The sequence below is a fragment of the Peribacillus sp. QJM3NY_7 genome, assembly GCF_056173225.1.
Window position 1 is genome coordinate 3855084 of record NZ_CM149663.1, and the last position, 19077, is coordinate 3874160.

At 43.7% G+C, this 19077-nt stretch carries 17 protein-coding genes, 1 pseudogene and 2 other annotated features; of the genes and pseudogenes, 4 read left to right on the forward strand and 14 right to left on the reverse strand.

Annotated elements, in window-relative coordinates:
• Positions 1-6: 6 nt before the first annotated feature.
• Positions 7-90 (reverse strand) — a sequence feature (ribosomal protein L21 leader region).
• A 75-nt stretch (positions 91-165) separates the two neighbouring features.
• Genes AC0VX1_RS18455 through AC0VX1_RS18465 form a run of 3 tightly spaced genes read right to left on the reverse strand, consistent with a single transcriptional unit; the run spans position 166 to position 3289 of the window.
• Positions 166-1638, reverse strand: coding sequence for an Rne/Rng family ribonuclease (locus tag AC0VX1_RS18455; RefSeq protein WP_413010256.1), 1473 nt, complete (start codon positions 1636-1638; stop codon positions 166-168).
• Between the two features lie 42 nt (positions 1639-1680).
• The gene (locus tag AC0VX1_RS18460; protein ID WP_034308855.1) at positions 1681-2547 is read right to left on the reverse strand and encodes a M50 family metallopeptidase; all 867 of its coding nucleotides are present in this window, start codon (positions 2545-2547) and stop codon (positions 1681-1683) included.
• Positions 2540-3289, reverse strand: coding sequence for a M23 family metallopeptidase (locus tag AC0VX1_RS18465; RefSeq protein ID WP_034308857.1), 750 nt, complete (start codon positions 3287-3289; stop codon positions 2540-2542). The genes AC0VX1_RS18460 and AC0VX1_RS18465 overlap by 8 nt, the downstream gene beginning before the upstream one ends.
• A 257-nt stretch (positions 3290-3546) precedes the next feature.
• On the opposite strand from AC0VX1_RS18465, the gene AC0VX1_RS18470 reads away from it, so the two are divergent.
• Complete coding sequence (locus AC0VX1_RS18470) at positions 3547-3990, forward strand: S1 domain-containing RNA-binding protein (protein ID WP_034308861.1); 444 nt, start codon at positions 3547-3549, stop codon at positions 3988-3990.
• A gap of 129 nt (positions 3991-4119) precedes the next feature.
• Here the strand turns inward: AC0VX1_RS18470 and minD are convergent, their stop codons facing one another.
• The 9 genes from minD to AC0VX1_RS18515 form a co-directional block, all read right to left on the reverse strand.
• The gene (gene minD, locus AC0VX1_RS18475; RefSeq protein WP_034308862.1) at positions 4120-4923 is read right to left on the reverse strand and encodes a septum site-determining protein MinD; all 804 of its coding nucleotides are present in this window, start codon (positions 4921-4923) and stop codon (positions 4120-4122) included.
• A gap of 2 nt (positions 4924-4925) precedes the next feature.
• A complete protein-coding gene (gene minC, locus AC0VX1_RS18480) occupies positions 4926-5609 on the reverse strand; it encodes a septum site-determining protein MinC (protein WP_034308864.1) in 684 nt (227 codons plus the stop codon).
• Between the two features lie 117 nt (positions 5610-5726).
• Positions 5727-6245 carry a rod shape-determining protein MreD gene (gene mreD, locus AC0VX1_RS18485; protein WP_057276634.1) on the reverse strand — a complete coding sequence of 173 codons (519 nt, stop codon included), beginning with the start codon at positions 6243-6245 and terminating at the stop codon, positions 5727-5729.
• A complete protein-coding gene (gene mreC, locus AC0VX1_RS18490; protein WP_413010255.1) occupies positions 6242-7114 on the reverse strand; it encodes a rod shape-determining protein MreC in 873 nt (290 codons plus the stop codon). The genes mreD and mreC overlap by 4 nt, the downstream gene beginning before the upstream one ends.
• Positions 7115-7250: 136 nt before the next feature.
• A complete protein-coding gene (locus AC0VX1_RS18495; RefSeq protein ID WP_034308871.1) occupies positions 7251-8270 on the reverse strand; it encodes a rod shape-determining protein in 1020 nt (339 codons plus the stop codon).
• A 148-nt stretch (positions 8271-8418) separates the two neighbouring features.
• A complete protein-coding gene (radC, locus tag AC0VX1_RS18500) occupies positions 8419-9093 on the reverse strand; it encodes a RadC family protein (RefSeq protein WP_063577662.1) in 675 nt (224 codons plus the stop codon).
• A gap of 59 nt (positions 9094-9152) precedes the next feature.
• Complete coding sequence (locus AC0VX1_RS18505) at positions 9153-9722, reverse strand: Maf family protein (protein WP_098186765.1); 570 nt, start codon at positions 9720-9722, stop codon at positions 9153-9155.
• Between the two features lie 187 nt (positions 9723-9909).
• Positions 9910-10875, reverse strand: coding sequence for a hypothetical protein (locus AC0VX1_RS18510; protein WP_413021260.1), 966 nt, complete (start codon positions 10873-10875; stop codon positions 9910-9912).
• Between the two features lie 307 nt (positions 10876-11182).
• Positions 11183-11935, reverse strand: coding sequence for a prepilin peptidase (locus AC0VX1_RS18515; protein WP_475468301.1), 753 nt, complete (start codon positions 11933-11935; stop codon positions 11183-11185).
• A 541-nt stretch (positions 11936-12476) separates the two neighbouring features.
• Here AC0VX1_RS18515 and AC0VX1_RS18520 point away from each other — a divergent pair.
• Positions 12477-12785 (forward strand): annotated as a pseudogene (locus tag AC0VX1_RS18520) (transposase); the annotation flags it as partial.
• 18 nt (positions 12786-12803) lie between these two features.
• Here the strand turns inward: AC0VX1_RS18520 and AC0VX1_RS18525 are convergent.
• A complete protein-coding gene (locus tag AC0VX1_RS18525; protein WP_475468303.1) occupies positions 12804-14093 on the reverse strand; it encodes a bifunctional folylpolyglutamate synthase/dihydrofolate synthase in 1290 nt (429 codons plus the stop codon).
• 98 nt (positions 14094-14191) lie between these two features.
• Between AC0VX1_RS18525 and AC0VX1_RS18530 the strand changes: the two genes are divergently transcribed.
• Both AC0VX1_RS18530 and AC0VX1_RS18535 read left to right on the forward strand, forming a co-directional pair.
• Positions 14192-15133 carry an ATP-grasp domain-containing protein gene (locus AC0VX1_RS18530; RefSeq protein WP_475468304.1) on the forward strand — a complete coding sequence of 314 codons (942 nt, stop codon included), beginning with the start codon at positions 14192-14194 and terminating at the stop codon, positions 15131-15133.
• A complete protein-coding gene (locus tag AC0VX1_RS18535) occupies positions 15102-15947 on the forward strand; it encodes an ATP-grasp domain-containing protein (protein WP_475468306.1) in 846 nt (281 codons plus the stop codon). Before AC0VX1_RS18530 ends, AC0VX1_RS18535 begins: the two co-directional genes overlap by 32 nt.
• A 56-nt stretch (positions 15948-16003) precedes the next feature.
• Here the strand turns inward: AC0VX1_RS18535 and AC0VX1_RS18540 are convergent, their stop codons facing one another.
• Complete coding sequence (locus AC0VX1_RS18540) at positions 16004-18655, reverse strand: valine--tRNA ligase (RefSeq protein WP_034308891.1); 2652 nt, start codon at positions 18653-18655, stop codon at positions 16004-16006.
• Positions 18656-18697: 42 nt separating this feature from the next.
• Positions 18698-18926, reverse strand: a binding site (T-box leader).
• Positions 18927-19077: the final 151 nt, after the last annotated feature.

The window sequence follows — 19077 nt, forward strand, 5'->3', positions numbered from 1 at the left end:
CCTCCTTAAATGTCTCAGACTCGCCAATCACAGGCGTTTTACCAAAAAGGCAAAAGCTTAAAACCTGATGTTGAGCGGTTGTAGCACGGGTGCTACAAACATAACATTAAAATCCTACCATGAAACAGGAAAGGCTGTCAATATATTTATAACAATTCCCGCTCTTCACTCGAAAGCCCGCCCGATTTCCTGAATGCTTCCGAATCGCTTGATGGAATAGGCATTCGTCAAACCTGGGATAAAAGACAGGAATATCTTTTTAGCGATCAATTCCTCCAATGCCGGCCGATATGATTCCTTTTCACCAAGCAGCACGTCCGCCACCGCTTTACTGGCCTCCACCCATACCGCTTCATCATCCGTCTTCCTGTGTTCCAGCAGTTCACGTTCCAACTTGAAGGCCACCGTTTCCGGGCTCTCGATTTTACCGCTTCCACTGCACACAGGGCAGGGCACCGTCGTCATTTCACTTAAAGACGGGGAGGTTCGCTTTCTCGTCATTTGTAAAATGCCCAGTTCCGTAAAACCGATGACCTGGATTCGCTTCTCATCCCTCACCGCTTCCTTTTTGACGATTTCGATGATTTCCTGCTTATGCCGGGACTGGTCCATATTGATGAAATCTATTAGGATGATTCCGCTGATATTCCTCAATCTCAGTTGACGGGCGACCTCTTTCGCCGCAGCCTGATTGACCGCAAACAATGTTGCTTCCTTCGCCACCTTGCCGGTGAACTTACCTGAATTGACATCGATTACGGTGAAAGCTTCCGTTTCTTCAAAAATTAAATATCCGCCATTATCAAGCCAGACGATTTTCTTGGCCATTTTCTCAACTTGCGCTTCCACATTCCATTCGGAAAAAATATTCTTGGTACCCGCTACATGGGATATTTCCCACTCCTTACGGTTTTCCTGTATCCACTTTTTCAACTCGCGATAGGCCTCGAAGTCATCGATGGCAAGTTCCCCGTTCGCCGTTCCCGACATTTCGGAAATGATCATATCAAGGTATGCGTCCCTTTCATAGAGAAGGGACGGGGCCTTTAGGGACGCAGCCTTGACTTCAAGCCCTTTATGGAGCTCCCGCAATCCAGTTAACCTGTCAAGGAAGACCGATTCACTTTCGTTCTCCATCGAGGTGCGGACAATCAGTCCCTCATCAGGATTTTTATGCTGCATGGCCGTTTCCCGCCATTGCTTCTGAAGATCGTCGTTTTTGAATTTCTTTGAAACACCAACATAATCTATTCCATGTATGTAAACGAGTGACTCCGTTGAAAACTCGATCAGCCCCGTCAATTTAGCTCCTTTTGTTCCTGTTTCATCCCGGGTCACCTGAACTAGCAGCTTTTCTCCCTGACGGATAAATTGACCGATGGGTGCTTTCCCATCACTTTTTTTTGTAAGCTGGAAGGAGGGAATCTCGTCTCGGTGTAAAAAACCATTCTTCTCTGCACCATAATCAATGAAGGCGGCATCCATTCCCGGCAGCACCTTCGTCACCTTCCCAAGATAAATATTACCGACCGTACTGCGCTTTTGAGGCGGCATGATTTCAAGTTTACGTAAAACACCATTCTCAAGGACGGCCACTCTTTTTTCGCGTGAAGCTAGGTTCGCGATCATTTTTTTCATCAAAAAAAATCCTCTCCTCAATTTGAAGAAAGGATAACATATTTAATAAGAATATAATAGGTCGCCGATTTTCCCGTTCGTCATTTTCTCCGAAAAATAGGCGTGAAGGATTTCCGTTTCATCCAACGAGCCGCTCTCTTTCCCGTTTTTCATGATGATGACGGGGTGTTTACAGCCGCGTTGAAACAGTTCCAGCACTTTATAAATCGGTTCTTGTGAATCCACCGATATCGGCTTCAGTTTCGCCAAATCATTCGTATGCCCGTAATGGCGCTGCAAAAGAAAGCGGATGAACGCGTAATACCTCTGCCGCCATTCCATGACGAGTGAGAGACTTATGAAAAAGATGATGAGCCAGATATTCAAATTGAGCGGATCCAGTATGATCCAAGTCAAAAAAGCCAGGACAGCGAATACTGCAGAAAAGTGAAGGGTATGCTTCTGCGCTTCCAAAAAGGTGCAGTATAGGGAAATACCGATGAATAGCAAGCGTCCCCCGTCCAAGGGCCAAATTGGCAGCAGATTAAAAATCAGCAGCATGAGGTTCATATACAAAAAGGGCTGGTACAGCTCATATGGGATAATAGTGAAGAAATAGAGCAAAAAAGCTGCGCCAATGAGCCAAACATGTTGAAGCGGACCGGCAAGCACCACCGCCAAATCCTCCTTCAAACTCTTATTTCCATACTCCTCAGTCTCGACTGCCCCGCCAAAAGGAAGCAGCTGGATTGACTTTATCCGCCATTTGAAGTGCTGGGCACAGACAGCATGCCCCATTTCATGAATGAAGACGATGAGCAGCAGCATCATCATTTCAACGAAATGGGCTGTGAGGATGGCGATGCCAATGACAAACCACAGTGTCGGGTGCACCCTGATTTTAAACAGTAACTTCGCATATTCACTCAAAGGAAATCACCTTTTTAGGATCGACGAAAGCATCATTTTCTTTTATCGCTAAATAAAATCTGCCCTTGGATCCATCTTCACTTAGTGTAACCTGTCCGACTTCATTGCCCTTTTTAACGAACTCATACAATTTCACATCAATTTCTTTCAGCTGCCCATACCAAGATTCAGTTTTATTGGCATGCTGAATGACTACCGTCTTTCCGATCCCCTCCTTTTCACCGGCAAAAATGACAACCCCTTCATTAACGGCCTCGACCTTTGAGCCTTTGCTCGTTTCCAATATGATTCCCTCACCGTTCGTCTCGAAGTTTTGGGTAATCTTCGCAGAAGCTGGCATTGCATATTCCTCATTCGAATCAACCGTTTCCGTATTGGCTTCATTCGGTAAAAAAGCGATTGGTTTACCAAACGCACTTTCGTACCAATTGGAGATTGAAGCGAACTGAAATTCCTTGTTCATGTTCTCCGTGACAAAACTTCTGGCAGGGTCCAGCCGCACAGAAGGGTGTTTGAACATCACCGCAACTATCAGGAACAGGCATACACTGGCAAGGATTTTAAAGAAAAAATATTCTTTCTTGAAGAGCGGATGATCTTTCTCGGAATACCCGTTATATGAATCAATCCCATATGGTTCCTCATTGTTGATTTCCGTCCAACTGCTGCTTCCTGCCGGCTTATCATTAAACTTGCGTCTCTTGGCAATACGATTTCGGATATCTTTCCTGCGATCATCCATTCCAGATTCCCCTCCCTGCTCATGTCAAAGCGCTATATTACAACGTATGAGCAACTTGTCCAGACTATGACGGAGAAAAGATATTCTTTCTGCACATCCTGAAAAACTTTTTCCAATGAAAAATCATCAGAAAACTAATGAATTTCCAAGGTGATTTCTGTATCGATTCAGAAAATCTAATAATTGAGATTGATATTGTTCCCTGAAATTTGTTATAATAAAGTGGTTTTAACATTATTGAGGGGGAACATTTTTTTATGTCAATCGAAATAGGCAGCAAAGTACAAGGTAAAGTAACAGGTATCACTAATTTTGGAGCATTCGTAGAATTACCAGGAGGCTCAACAGGTCTTGTGCATATCAGTGAGGTAGCAGATAGCTATGTAAAAGACGTAAATGACCATCTTAAAGTAGGCGACCAAATTGAAGTAAAAGTGATTAGTGAGAAAGACGGAAAAACTGCCTTGTCCATCAAAAAGGCTATAGATAGACCCGAAGGGCAAACCTCTTCTTATACCAAACGCCCACCACGCCAAGGGGATAGCCGTTCTAAAGATTTCCGTTCAAAAGGTAATTTCCAACCAAAGGAAAATTTCGAAGATAAAATGGTGCGCTTTTTAAAGACTAGCGAAGAAAATTTATCGACTCTTAAACGCAGCACTGAATCAAAACGCGGCGGAAGAGGCGGAAGACGCGGATAACCCGCTGCATTTTAGCATATAGAACAGGCAAGCCGGGATACGGCTTGCCTTTTTTATTTTCATGAAGTTCCGTGCAAAAAAAAGCGAGGGCATCAAATGCTCCCCGCTTCTTGACAAAAGAATATAGATTTACCGCACGCTAAAGAATTTTTTCAACTTGGACATGAAGCCCTTTGGTTCGCTGCCAATTGGAGTCAAGGGCACAGATTCACCAAGGATCCTTCTGGCAATGTTCCGATAGGCAAGCGAGACTCTATTGTCCGGATTGTAGGCAATGGGTTCCTTTTTATTCGCTGCCACAATGACCTGGTCATCATCAGGAATGACGCCGATCAAATCAATCTTAAGAAAATCGGCAACTCCATCGATATCCATTTCTTCATCCTCATGAAGCAAATGGCCGCGAATCCGGTTGATGATCAATTGAGGCGGTTCAATATGCTCTTCTTTTTCAAGCAGGCCAATAATACGGTCAGCATCCCTTACAGCCGGTCTCTCTGCCGTCGTAACGATAATCGCCTTGTCTGCCCCAGCTATGGCATTCCTGAACCCCTGTTCGATGCCTGCAGGGCAATCAATGATGACATAATCATAGTCAGGCTTCATATCGCTAATGAGTTTCCTCATCTGCTCTTCATTCACCACTGTTTTATCACTATTTTGCGGAGCTGGAAGCAAATAAAGCAAATCCTCGAAATGTTTATCCTTAATGAGCGCCTGGTGTATCTTGCAGCGCCCTTCGACCACATCGACCAAATCATAGATGATGCGATTCTCCAATCCCATGATCACATCCAAATTCCGAAGACCAATATCCGTATCAATCAAGCAAACCTTCTTGCCTAGAAGAGCTAAAGATGTTCCTAAATTGGCGGAGGTGGTCGTTTTCCCGACACCACCCTTACCGGATGTTATAACTATTGCCTCTCCCACGATTAGAGACCCCCTTCTAATCTATTTAAATTAGGTCTATATTTCTTTAAAACTTGCAGTTTTTCTATAATGATATTTTCTTCTTCATCCATGAAGGCACATTCCAAGTCATGTCCCCATTTTGAATATTGATCAGGAGATAGATTCACTTGTCCGGCAATGCGCAGCTGGGCAGGCTTCATGACAGAGGCAGCTATGATGGCCTCATTATTCCCTTTATATCCGGCATGGGCTATTCCCTTTAGCTGTCCCATGATATATATGTTGCCACCCGCACGAACCGTTCCGTCGGGATTGACATCCCCAATTAACAGTAAGTCACCGGGAACTTCAAAAACCTGTCCCGACCTTATCACCTTTGTCACGGTCGTCACTTGGTTTTCTTCTTTCCATCGTTTCGCTTCATCCTTCGTCAGGACATTCGAAATCATCTCAACCACGAAAAGCTTCTTCTTTTTATGGATGACCTCTTTAATCTTTTCTTCTTGTTGTTCATCAAGATAGCGGTTCCCTGTATGTACTTTTACGGAAATGGACGGGTCATTTTCTTGAAACTGATAGTTTGCCGAAAGCTTCACTTCTAACTCTTTCAATAATTCGGAAAATGAGCAAGAATCATCGAGATGAAGCATAAACCCGTCTTTTGTTCCCTTAATCATGACATTTTGCTGAATTCTTTTATTCATGACGTTTGTTTCACCTCAATGAAATATAATTCGACATAGGAAAACAAATTTCCTTTTTCTACGTACACGGAAAATAGAAAATACATTTCCCACCTGCTTCTTAAAGACACAGGAACGTTATTCCGTTTCTCCTTGCAAATCAAGCATTTCAATCATTCTTTTTAAAGGATAGCAACTGATGATAATGAATGCGAGATTCAATAACAATGTCGGAATCAATCTCCGTTCCGCAAATTCACCAAATCCCATATCTGCAAATGATAGGATGATATTCATCTGAAAGATGACAACCTCTAAAACTGCCGTGAATAAAAGCGCAGTAAGGCAGGCAACCAAAATATTATTTTGCAGGATTTTCATGCTTTTCGATATCAGATAGGCAAGAAAAGGCAGCAGGAACATGTAAATTCCAAGGATTTCCGTATATACGACATCATAAGTCAACCCAAGAATCGCCCCATAAAGCATACCCATTTTCCTGGACCCGTACATGGTCAGGAAAAAAACGAATATCATCATGAAATGGGGCACGACGATTTTATCGGCCCCGAATGCATCTCCAGCGAACATCTGGGCGAAGATGCTTTCAAAAACAAAAAAAACCAAGGCTATGAAAGAAAGGATGAAATATCTCACTCAGCTTCATCCTCCCCTTCACTTTCTTTCGGTACACCGTCCACTTCACGCTGAACGACCATGACATTATTAATATCATAAAAATCCGTCGAAGGTTCGATATATGCAGTCTGGTTCAATCCATATTGATCCACTTTGACATCGACAACTTTCCCGATCAGCAGACCTTTCGGAAAGATTCCTCCATAACCGGATGTGATGACCAATGAATTTTTCTTGATCTTTTTATCGTAAGGAATCCGTTTCATCAGCAAAAGGTTCTTCTTATCATCGAACCCTTCAATCAAGCCATATGCTTTATCATCACCCTGAACGATGGCTGAGACACGGTTGGCTTTATCGATCGAACTTAAAAGTTGAACCGAGGCCGTGAAATCCGTCGCCGTTTTCACCTTACCGACTAACCCATTGGAAGTGATGACAGCCATGTTTTTTTCTACCCCATTACGCTTCCCTTTATTGATCGTCAGCATTTCATGCCAGCGGTCGGGATTACGGCCGATGACCGTCGCCTGAGTGGGCGAATACTTCCGCAGGTCATCTTCTTTTTTGAGGTTATCGCGAAGTTCTTCATTTTCTTCCTTTAAATCTTGGACTTGGGTTTTCAATAATACATATTCATCCAAGCGGGCTTTCAATTTTTTGTTTTCATCGTATGTATGTTGAAGGTCTTTTAAGCCCCCTACAAAACCTGTTATACCCGATACTGGCTTATTAAACACATTTCCGACCCAGCCTGTCGTATCTTTCAGGAATTGCTCCGGCCAGGTCAACTCTTCTCTCTCCCTTAATGAAAAACCGATCAATGCCACGAGAACGATAATACTAACGAGCAAGAGAAGGAGCTTTTTATTAAAAAACTGTGGCATGGTGATTACACCTCTATCTAAAATTTACTCTATGGTTTTTAAAATTACACTATGGATTTAATGAAACAGCAAAACATAAGAAAACCGGCTCAAAAATGCACCTTTTGTTGAGCCGGCCCTATTTGAGAAGTAATGCTTATCGCGAATCTCTTGATTTAGTCTTGAATAAATGAATGTGGTCCAGCGCTTTTCCCGTTCCGATCGCAACACAATCCAGAGGATTTTCAGCGATGATCACCGGCATTTGCGTTTCTTCACTGATGACTTTATCCAAATTGCGCAGCAAAGCACCCCCGCCTGTCAGTACAATGCCTCTGTCCATGATGTCAGCGGCTAATTCAGGTGGTGTTTTCTCTAAAGTGTTTTTCACGGAATCCACAATTGCAGAAACGGTGTCGCTTAATGCTTTGGATATTTCCTCAGCTGTAATTTCGATCGTTTTTGGTAATCCAGTCAATAGGTCACGGCCGCGAATTTCCATGTTTTCGACGCCTTCCGTGTCTCCAGCAGAACCAATTTCCATTTTGATCGCTTCAGCAGTACGCTCACCGATCATCAAATTGTAGTTCTTACGGATGTAAACGATAATGGCATCATCCATTTCGTCACCGGCAATACGGATCGATTGGCTTGTAACGATTCCGCCAAGGGAAATGATGGCCACTTCCGTCGTCCCTCCGCCGATATCAACGACCATGCTGCCTGTAGGCTCCCAAACGGGAAGATCCGCACCGATCGCTGCTGCAAACGGTTCTTCGATAGGATATGCGTCACGGGCTCCAGCTTGTCTTGCTGCATCGATGACTGCACGCTGCTCAACTGCCGTAATTCCAGAAGGCACACAAATCATGACATATGGCTTGTTGCCGAATACGCCCTTCTTTTGAGCTTCCTTCATATAGTACTTCATCATGGTAGCCGTCGTTTCATAATCGGCAATTACTCCATCCTTCATCGGGCGCAGGGCAACCACGTTACCAGGTGTACGGCCGATCATGTTTTTCGCATCGTTTCCGACTGCAACGATTTGCTTTGTATCTGTTTGTACCGCTACAACCGATGGTTCACGTACTGCGATGCCTTTTCCCTTCACATAGACAAGCGTATTCGCCGTTCCTAAATCAATCCCTATATCTCTTGCTCCAATTCCAAACATTATGGTATCTCCCTTTCGTAAACAAAAATGCCTTTTTATAAGTTCAAATAATAATTTGTCGTTTTTTGACAATAAGAGTTTTGAAAAAGTTTCCTCTTTTAAAAATCATAAACAATATTATATCGTATCGTCAAAAAATTTGATAGTGTCATAAATAACCTTTTTCCTTCAAGCTAACATATTTATGTTCCCCGATTATGATATGGTCCAATACTTCAATGCCGATTATTTTACCACATTCGACTAACCTTTTCGTCACTTCAATATCTTCTCTGCTGGGAGAGGGGTCTCCGGAGGGGTGGTTATGAAGACAAATGATAGAGGCAGCTGACCTTTTGAAAGCCTCTTTAAAGACCTCGCGCGGATGCACGATCGAGGCATTGAGGCTCCCGATGAATATCGTAGTTTTTTGTAGCACTTGATTTTTCGTATTTAAATAGAGACAGACGAAATGTTCCTGTGATAAAAAACGCATTTCCTCCATGCAATAATTAGCTCCATCTTCAGGAGATCGAATCACATAACGGTCTTGGTCATTCAAATTGTTAATTCTCCTGCCAAGTTCGACAGAGGCCAGGATTTGTATCGCTTTTGCTTCACCAATCCCTTTAATCACGGTCAGTTCTTCCACTGAGGCTTCTTTTAGCAGGCGCAGGCCCTTGAAGGAATTGATGAGCCTGCCGGATAGTTGCAAGACTGATTCTTCCCTTGATCCCGTCCTCAATAGCAAAGCAAGCAATTCCTGATTGGAAAGACTTTGCGGCCCATCCTGGAGAAACCTTTCGCGCGGCCTCTCTTCTTTCGGGTAATCCCGTATTAACATTTTTTCGCTCAAAAGATCAACCCTTCCATAGAAAAGGGAAGATGCCAGGGGAAATCAGATTATCCTAACTCTTCCTGCATCGCTTTAAGTTCCCGGGCCAGCCTTGAGACCGGAAGCCCGACGACTGAGAAATAGTCCCCTTTGATTTGTTTGACAAGAAGAGATCCGTATCCTTGAATCCCATAGCCGCCAGCTTTGTCAAAAGGTTCCCCGCTATCCAGATATCGTTCGATTTCAGCTTCTGGCAGCTCCCAAAATGTCACTTCCGTTTTTTCTGCGAATACTCTGCGATGCTTTCCGAACAGGATGGCGACACCTGTGTATACTTCATGTGTCCGTCCTGATAACATTTCCAGCATTCTTTTTCCATCCGCCCTGCTTACCGGCTTACCCAAAATCTTACCATCAAGGACAACAACGGTATCCGAGCCGATTACCCAGCTTTCCTGAAATTTTGCTGCGATGGCTTCCGCTTTACGGGATGCCAGTTCTTTCACCGCTGCATCAGGACACATGTTTTCATCAATACTTTCATCAACATTGGAATTCATGCTTTCAAAGGGGATTTGAAGAAATTGAAGAAGTTCTTTACGACGTGGTGATGAGGAAGCTAAAATCAATGGCTGCATAATATAAAAGTCACCTTTCTTTACATAGGGAGATACATATCTATCCTATCAAATAATGATGCAATCCACAATTATTGTTTACTAGGAATCGACAAATCCCTGTAAGTATTTCCCGGAAAATAAAAAAGGTGTCACAGATGGTTTCATATTGGGAGGCTTGTCCCATTAGGCAGCCCCCCTTTTTTCTTTACTTTTGGTAATTCAATAAAAAATTCAGAAGACTTTCTTGAGCCTGGAATAGCTTTTCTTCATTTTTGGAAGTCTCATATTCATCAATCGACTTTGCCGCAGCAGTCAGGTCATCGTTCATCTTTGAAAACGCCGGCGATAATTTCCCCGCCTTCAGTTCATCCATGTTTTTTTTCAGGGTTTCCCCGTTTACCGTCCCTGCCTTTCCGCGAAGCTTTGTTGCGGATGTTTCTGCCAACGAAGCATATACTTCCTTCATCTTGTCGAGGGTTTTTTCATCTTCTTGGCTTGTCCCGGCCGCTTCAAAATTGATTTCCTTCCAATATACATCCACATCATATGACTTTAAGAACAAGGCCAGTTCTTTACTTGCAGCTAGACTCTCTGCCGATCCCAGAAATAAATAATAGCTTTCTTCCAATTTGAAGATTTCAGCAGGAACCTGCTTTTCAATGATTTTCTTTTGAATTTGCCTTGCCGCATCCTCGCTGCTGAATACTCCGCCCTGTACAAGAAATGTCTTCAGCTGGTTTCCCGGTTCGGTCACTGCCGCTTTTTTATCTTCAACAGTGGCTTCGGTTGGAATCGGGGTCTCGACCGAAGATACTTCGGCTTTTTCCTTTGTAATCGTTTTAACGGCGATCAAGCCAAGAATCGACCCAAAAAACACAGCACAGATGACTGCAATCATGAATGTCTTGATCGGTCTTTTATCCGAGCTTTTCAGTGACCCGGTACCAAAGCTGATGAGCTTCGGCATTTTCTTCTTTGGCGGTGTGGGTACCAATACGATCTTGCCTTCATTTGAATCCTCAGGGAGTATCCATTCGAAACTCTCATCAGTTTGTTCCTGTTCCTGCTCCTTACTCGCCGCCTCTTGACTTTCAATTTTTTTATCGGCAAATACTTTTTCTTCCCCATTTATTTTAATCGTTACACCCTTGCTTTGTTCCGGCTTGCCCAATTTTTTTCCTCCCCTCCAGATCATTTTTTTCATCCTATCATAGAGGGAAAAAAAAATAACAAGACTTTTGTCGTCTTGTCATTAATAGGTTTCGTCAAATTTCCCTATTCATATATGGGTATCAAAAAAGGAATTCCGTGTACTGGTACTATTGCTTCATGAACCATTCCATATCACCTCTCACCAATTACATACATCCCTCCATCATTTCATAATCTCTTGCCGTCAAATGGGGATGGTTCCCTACTGAGCTATTGTTCAGGTGATTTTTGACAAATTCCTCTTGGATCAGGATGGCCCTTTAAGCTCATCTTAAAAATGATACATACCAATGTAATAGCGAATCGCCCCAAAAATAAGCAGTCAATGTCCCAAAAACGATATACGGTCCGAAAGGAATAAGGGTTTTCTTTTTTAAGATTCCGGTCAGCAACCCGGTGATGCCAAGCAATGCCCCATAAAAGCACGCAAAAAGCAACGATAACAGCACCATCTTCATTCCCAATACGAAGCCAATCACTGCAAACAGCTTGATATCACCGCCACCCATGCCACCCTTACTCACGACAGCGATCAATAGCAGCAGGCTAAAGCCAATCGCTGCCCCGACAATTGAATCCCACCAGGGCGACAGCGGAAATGAGACTCTTAGAACGATAAAAATCACCGTAAAGAAAAGCAGTATTTTATCGGGTATGAGCATATAGGCGAAATCAGTCACGAAGATGATCATAAATAATGAAATCAATATCCAGCCAACCAAAAGTTCGCCCGACCAGCCAAGGAATATCGGAGCAGAGGCAAACAAAACACCGGTCAGCATTTCCACGGCCGGATAAAGGGGGGATATCCTTGCTTTACAGCCCAGGCATTTACCGACTTGCAACATATAAGAAATAACCGGTATCAACTCGAAGAATGTCAATGTACGCCCGCAAGAAGGGCAGGCGGAACGACGATTCGCGAATGAATGACCAGCTGGAACACTTAAACCGACAACGTTAAAGAATGAGCCTAAAATCAAGCCCAATACGAAGAGATAGATATGGATAGCCATCATTTATACAAAGTGCATGAGGATTCGATTGCCTTTCTTTGAAACCCTGATATAAAAGTCCCTTCCGCTATGTAATTAACCATTGGGTTCTTCATGCTCATCCCTCCCGTCATTTTATTAAGCAGACCCTACTATTCAACATTCATATGGAATGCAATATATAATCATATTTTAACAAATAAACTGGGTGATTTGTTATCAATCACTCTATTGGAGTTTTTTCTTTTCAAGAGGCTCTTTAACAAGAGAAAAGGACCTTTGAAAGGGTCCTCAGACTGTAGACAAACTCGATGAAAATCGAGTTTGTCTATTTTTATGGCTTGTTCAATTTGGACGTTGATTTCCACTCCAGGCACTCGCTTTCCGCGGGCGGTCGGGGAGCCTCCTCGGCTTTCGCCTGCGGGGTCTCCCCTAGACGCGCTTTCCCCGCAGGAGTCTCGTACCTTCCGTTCCAATCAACTTTGTCTTACCTTTTAGATAGAACACTTTTGCCTGGAGTCATTTTTGTTTTAAAATAGAACTATTAAAACCTGAGGTGATGAGGATGCTTTCGAAGCATTATTCTATTCAGCGAGACCAACTTGAAATGATTGCTTTAGATCAACTGGTGCCGGCGAATCATTTGGTTCGTAAAATGGAGGCTGCCATTGACTTCACTTTCATTTGTGATTTGGTGAAAGATATATATTCAGAGATAGGAAGCCCAAGTATTGATCCAGTTATATTAGCCAAACTGACTTTCATTCGATTTACCCTCGGTATTCGTTCAATGCATAAAGCAATTGAAGAAGTTGAAACAAATATGGCTTACCGTTGGTTCTTAGGCTTTGGTTTCCACGATAAAGTGCCTCATTGCGGTAATGCACATCCTTTAGGCATCTTCTCTGATTAGGAACTCCCTCACAAGTGAAAGGAAATGAAGGGACCCTGTAATGACAAGAATCTCTTTATCCCCCGTTTTCCTTCTGCCTTCCGTTATCGCCGCCTGCCAATCCTTGTTCATACTTTTATTTGGATGATTGCATTTTTCATAAAGCGTTTTCGCATCCGCCGCCCGTTCATGGCCGAATTCGGTAATGATGATTTCCATCGCCCCCGTTTCCAGTCCATGAAGCATCTCGGAATAGTTTTTATCTTTAAATGAGCTGAATACGAATCGGTACTTATAGTCGGGGTAATGCACTTTTAGCGTTTCCTTCAGTACGTCGATGCCAGCAGGATTATGTGCACCATCAATGATCACCAGCGGCTCATCCGATATTTTTTCAAAGCGTCCATCCCATTTCGCTGCCCCTATTCCTTTAAGGATGCTTTTTTCATCGATATTTTCCATCCCTACTGTGACAGCAGCAATGGCCAGTGCCGCATTCTCCATTTGATGACGGCCCAGCATCCGCATTTCCACATTTTCAATCGACCTGTCTTCAAGCGAAAATGAGAAACTTTGCCCACGTTCACTTCGCTTCATATCGCTAACACGAAAGTCTTTGCCCAATTGGTAATAAGGTACGCCTAAAGCTAACGCTTTTTCTTCAATTACTTTTGCTGGTTCCCCGGCTGTGACTCCGCTGATGACCGGCGCTCCGCTTTTTATGATGCCTGCCTTCTCAAAAGCAATTTCCCCGAGTGTGTTACCCAGGATATTCGTATGTTCCAAAGAGATCGAGGTAATGATCGAAAGAAACGGCTGGATGACATTGGTTGTGTCAAGCCTGCCTCCCAAACCGGTTTCCATCAAAACCAAATCGACTTCCTTTTTGCTAAAATAAGAGAATGCCATTGCAGTCAAAATTTCGAACTGGGTGGGACCATTCCCCTTGCTGTCCATCTCATGGATGATCGGCCAAAGCTTCCGGAAGACATCGATGAATTCCTGATCACTGATTTCATCCTCATTCACCTTCAGCTGTTCATTCATCCGTATTAAATAAGGAGAAGTGAAGGAAGCGACCCGAATCCCTTGGGCAAGCAGAATTTCTTTAATATATTGCAGTGTCGATCCTTTCCCGTTGGACCCCGCAATGTGAATATACTTTAGCTCCTTGTGCGGGTCGCCTAATTCAGTTAACAATGTTTCCATCCGTGACAGGCCAAAATTCATGCCCAATCGAACTTGGCGCCGTTCAAAAAATTGATTGATTTCCTTCATGGTTGTAACCATTATCGTGGAGCCTCCTCTTTCTTTATACCGCTCTTATGCGTTAAGATTATTTTATCAATATATGTACGATTAACCTAGATGAAAGGTAGTGTTTTACCATGAAAACTTCAGATTTCCACTGTTGGATTGTCGTCAACGGCTATTTACAGCATGATAAGTTTTCCAGTTTAGCTTTGTTCATTAAAGAGGCGGCTGAAAGGAAAGATATCACGGCAACCCTTATCCGCAATTCAGATCTCATGCCCATAATCGAAAAAGGAGTGCCGCTGCTTAAAGGAAACTTTGATAAGCTGCCGGATTTTGTTCTGTTCATGGATAAAGACATTCATTTGGCGCGCCATTTGGAATTGCTCGGCATCCCCGTATATAACAGCAGTGCAGCAATCGATATATGCGACAGCAAAGCAAAAACACATCAAGCCTTAACAGGGCATGACATACCGATGCCGAAAACCATATTTCCCCCTTTTACGTACGAAGGGATTGAAAGGGTCAATATGGATGCTTTCATCCAAATCGGCAATGAACTCGGTTATCCTCTAATCGTTAAGGAAGCATACGGTTCTTTTGGGGAACAAGTATATTTAATCCAAACAGAGGATGAGTTACTGAAGACGATCCGTGATCTTGGCCACAAACCATTTATCATCCAGGAATTCATCGAGCACAGTAAAGGTCGGGATATTCGCGTGAATGTCGTGGGCAATCAAGTCATAGCAGCGATGCAACGTCATTCCGAGCAGGACTTCCGAGCTAATATGACTGCCGGGGGGCAGGCTGCACCATATATCCCCACCAGTGAAGAAGCACAACTTGCCATTCGATGTGCGCAAATTCTGGGTGCCGACTTCGCTGGCGTCGATTTGCTGTTTGGTGAAGAAGGTCCGCTTTTGTGCGAAGTGAATTCAAATTCGCATTTATTGAACATTTATGAATGTACAGGCATCAACATCGCCGATAGCATGTTCGATTATATCTTGAAAGAATTAGGAAAAGGAAGTGCATCTAATGAAAAAACAAGCAGGCTGGTTGATTTATAACCGTGAGGATGCCTTGAAAAATAAAGGATACATAGATTGGATGCTTGACGAAGCCAGTAAGCTTGATCTTGATTTACACTTTCACTTTCGGGAAGACCTTAGGATCGGACATCGTTTCAACAAGTTGTATGTGGAACATGAGATACAGCCAATTTCATTGCCGGACTTTGCCATCATCCGGACCATCGATCCTTTTTTCACTAAGCAACTTGAGCAATTGGGGATTGCTTGCTTTAACTCCTCCTTCGTATCGGAAATCGCGAATGACAAAGCAAAGACGCATCAATATTTGTCCTCGCTGGGGATTCCAATGGCCGATACCGTATATTGTAACGGAAGGCCGAGTGCCGATGACATGGAGCTCCCTTTCATTGCTAAAGAAACAAGCGGCCGCGGCGGGAAACAAGTATTTCTAATCGAGCATGCCGATGATCTTGCCCAGCTGAATGATGGGAATTGGATAGTTCAAAAACCTGGCTTATTCGGTAGGGATATCCGCGTTTTTGTAATTGGAAAAAAAGTGAAGGCTGCTGTACTTAGGGAATCCGCTTCCAGTTTCAAGGCAAATTATACGCTGGGCGGATCGGCTTCGCTATATGAGCTGACTGCGCATGAATTAGCCCTTGTTGAAAGAGTAATGGGTTCATTTGATTTCGGCCTGGTCGGTATCGATTTCATATTTGCCGAAGATGGCAGCCTCATGCTGAACGAGATTGAGGATGTCGTCGGGAGCCGGACATTAAGTGCACTAAGTGATATGAATATCGTATGGGAGTACCTTTCATTCATAAAAGAAAGCATATCCTCTTCTTAAATAGCATGTAAACAGAAAAAGGATGAACCGGCTTCAAGCTGGTTCATCCTTTTGTTTTACAGTTGTTTCAGTTCGCTGATCCTGTGGATTACAGAGTCGCGTTTTTCGCTATAGTCTTTTTCCTTGGCACGTTCTTCTTCGATGACACTTGCCGGCGCCTTTTTGACGAAGCCCTCGTTGCCTAATTTTTTCTGTACACGCTCAACTTCTTTATTAAGTTTGTCGAGTTCTTTTTCAAGACGTTTCACTTCTTCGTCAATATTGATCAGTCCTGTAAGCGGAAGGATTAGTTCTACGCCAGTCACGACAGCTGTCATGGCTTGAGCAGGCTCTTCGACTTCGATGCCGATCGTCAATTGTTCAGGATTACAGAAACGCTCGATATAGCTGCTGTTTTTCTGTAATGTCGCTAAGATGGCCTCATCTTTCGCTTTTAAAATCAAATTGATTTTTTTGCTTAACGGTGTGTTCACCTCAGCACGGATATTACGGACGGAGCGGATGATTTCAACAAGCAGCTTCATTTCCTCGGCTGCAGCTGTATCTGTCAACTCTTCATTCACTTCCGGCCAAGCGGCAACAGTGATGGACTCACCTTGATGCGGTAGGTTCTGCCAGATTTCTTCGGTAATGAATGGCATGAACGGGTGTAACAATCTCATTGTGTTATCCAGTACATACGCCAAGATCGAGCGCGTCGTTTTCTTAGCCGCTTCGTCTTCTCCATATAGCGGAAGCTTCGCCATTTCAATATACCAGTCACAGAAGTCATCCCAAATGAAGTTGTATAGCACACGGCCCACTTCACCAAACTCATAACGGTCCGCAAGTCTGGTTACGTTGGAAATCGTTTCATTCAAACGCGTCAAGATCCATTTATCGGCTACAGACTTCTCACCGCTTAAATCGATTTCGTCATACGTCATGCCATTCATGTTCATCAAAGCAAAACGTGATGCGTTCCAAATCTTATTGGAGAAATTCCAAACTGCTTCGACTTTTTCCGTACTATAACGAAGGTCCTGGCCTGGCGAGCTGCCCGTAGATAAGAAGTAACGCAGGGAATCGGCACCGTATTGATCGATGACATCCATCGGATCGACACCATTGCCTAGCGATTTACTCATCTTGCGCCCCTGTTCGTCACGAACCAGTCCGTGGATCAGCACATCTTCAAATGGTCGTTCACCTGTGAACTCAAGAGCTTGGAAAATCATCCGTGATACCCAGAAGAAAATGATATCATAGCCTGTCACAAGTGCCCCGGTTGGATAGTAACGTTGGAAATCGACACTGTCCTTGTCAGGCCAGCCCATAGTCGAGAACGGCCATAATGCCGAGCTGAACCATGTATCAAGGACATCTGTATCCTGTTCCCAGTTTTCAGCGTCCGCCGGCTCTTCATGACCTACATACACTTCACCTGTTTCTTTATGATACCAGGCGGGAATGCGGTGTCCCCACCAAAGCTGACGGGAAATGCACCAGTCGCGGATATTTTCCATCCAATGCAGGTACGTTTTCTCGAAACGGTCCGGTACGAAATGAACTTTTTCCTCATCGGTTCCTTTTTGAAGCTCAACGGATGCATCAGCCAGCGGCTGCATCTTAACGAACCATTGCGTCGAAAGATATGGTTCAACAACAGCACCGCTTCTCTCTGAATGGCCTACTGAGTGAAGGTGATCTTCGATTTTGAAGAGTACTCCTTCTTCCTGAAGGTCCTTGACGATTTGCTTACGGCATTCAAAACGGTCCATGCCTTCATATTTACCGGCCTTTTCATTCATCGAGCCATCTTCATGCATGACAAGGATGCGCTCCAAATCGTGACGGTTCCCGATTTCGAAGTCATTCGGATCATGAGCAGGAGTAATTTTGACCGCGCCTGAACCGAATTCCATATCGACATAATCATCACCGACAATCGGGATTTCCCTGCCTGTAATTGGCAAGCGGACCTTTTTGCCGATCAAGTGTTTATAACGGTCATCTTCAGGGTGTACAGCAACAGCAGTATCGCCAAGCATCGTTTCTGGACGGGTGGTGGCAATTTCAATTTCACCCGATCCGTCAACCAATGGATATTTCATATGGTAAAATGCGCCCTGCACATCTTTGTAAATGACCTCGATATCGGATAACGCCGTTTTCGTTGATGGATCCCAGTTGATGATGTATTCGCCGCGATAAATCAAGCCCTTGTTATAAAGCGAAACGAACACTTCGCGCACTGCTTTTGAAAGACCTTCATCCAGGGTGAAGCGTTCACGGGTATAATCAAGTCCAAGACCTAGCTTTGACCATTGTTCACGGATATGGCTCGCATATTCCTCTTTCCATTTCCATGTCTCTTCCACGAATTTTTCACGCCCAAGGTCATAACGGCTCACGCCATCCGCACGAAGTTTCTGTTCTACTTTCGCTTGAGTGGCAATACCGGCATGGTCCATGCCTGGTAACCATAAAACATCATAGCCTTGCATCCTTTTCATGCGTGTCAATATATCTTGAAGTGTCGTATCCCAAGCGTGGCCAAGATGCAGCTTACCTGTAACGTTAGGCGGCGGGATGACAATCGTGTATGGTTCTTTTTTATCGTCACCCGTCGTTTCGAAAAACTTTCCATCAAGCCACCATTTGTAGCGGCCTTTCTCTATCGTCTGCGGATCATATTTAGTCGGCATTGAAATTTGGTTCTCTTCCATATCATTTCCTCCTTTTGGGCATAAAAAAAACTTCCATCATCTCAAAAGGACGAAGGAAGTTGTTCGCGGTGCCACCTTTTTTCCGAAAAAGAAAAAAATCCCTTTCGGCTCTCAAATCGGATAACGGCTCTTCACCGGCCCTCGCTACTAAGAAGTTCACGAAGACTGCTCGCGGACGACTTCGGATGCTGCTGCCTGGAAACCTCGCACCAATTTGGTTTCCTCTCTGAAAAGTGCATTTCATCTTACTATTTCCGGTCTTTGCATTGATTTATATTCATATGTAAAAACATTGAATGCATATAGTATATAGTACAAAAAACATGGGGCTCCAGTCAATCATCTTTTCGCTTACTTACTCAGGAATCATCCCATTTGATGCATTCATGTTCATTTTCTTTATTTTATCCTCCAGAAACAGT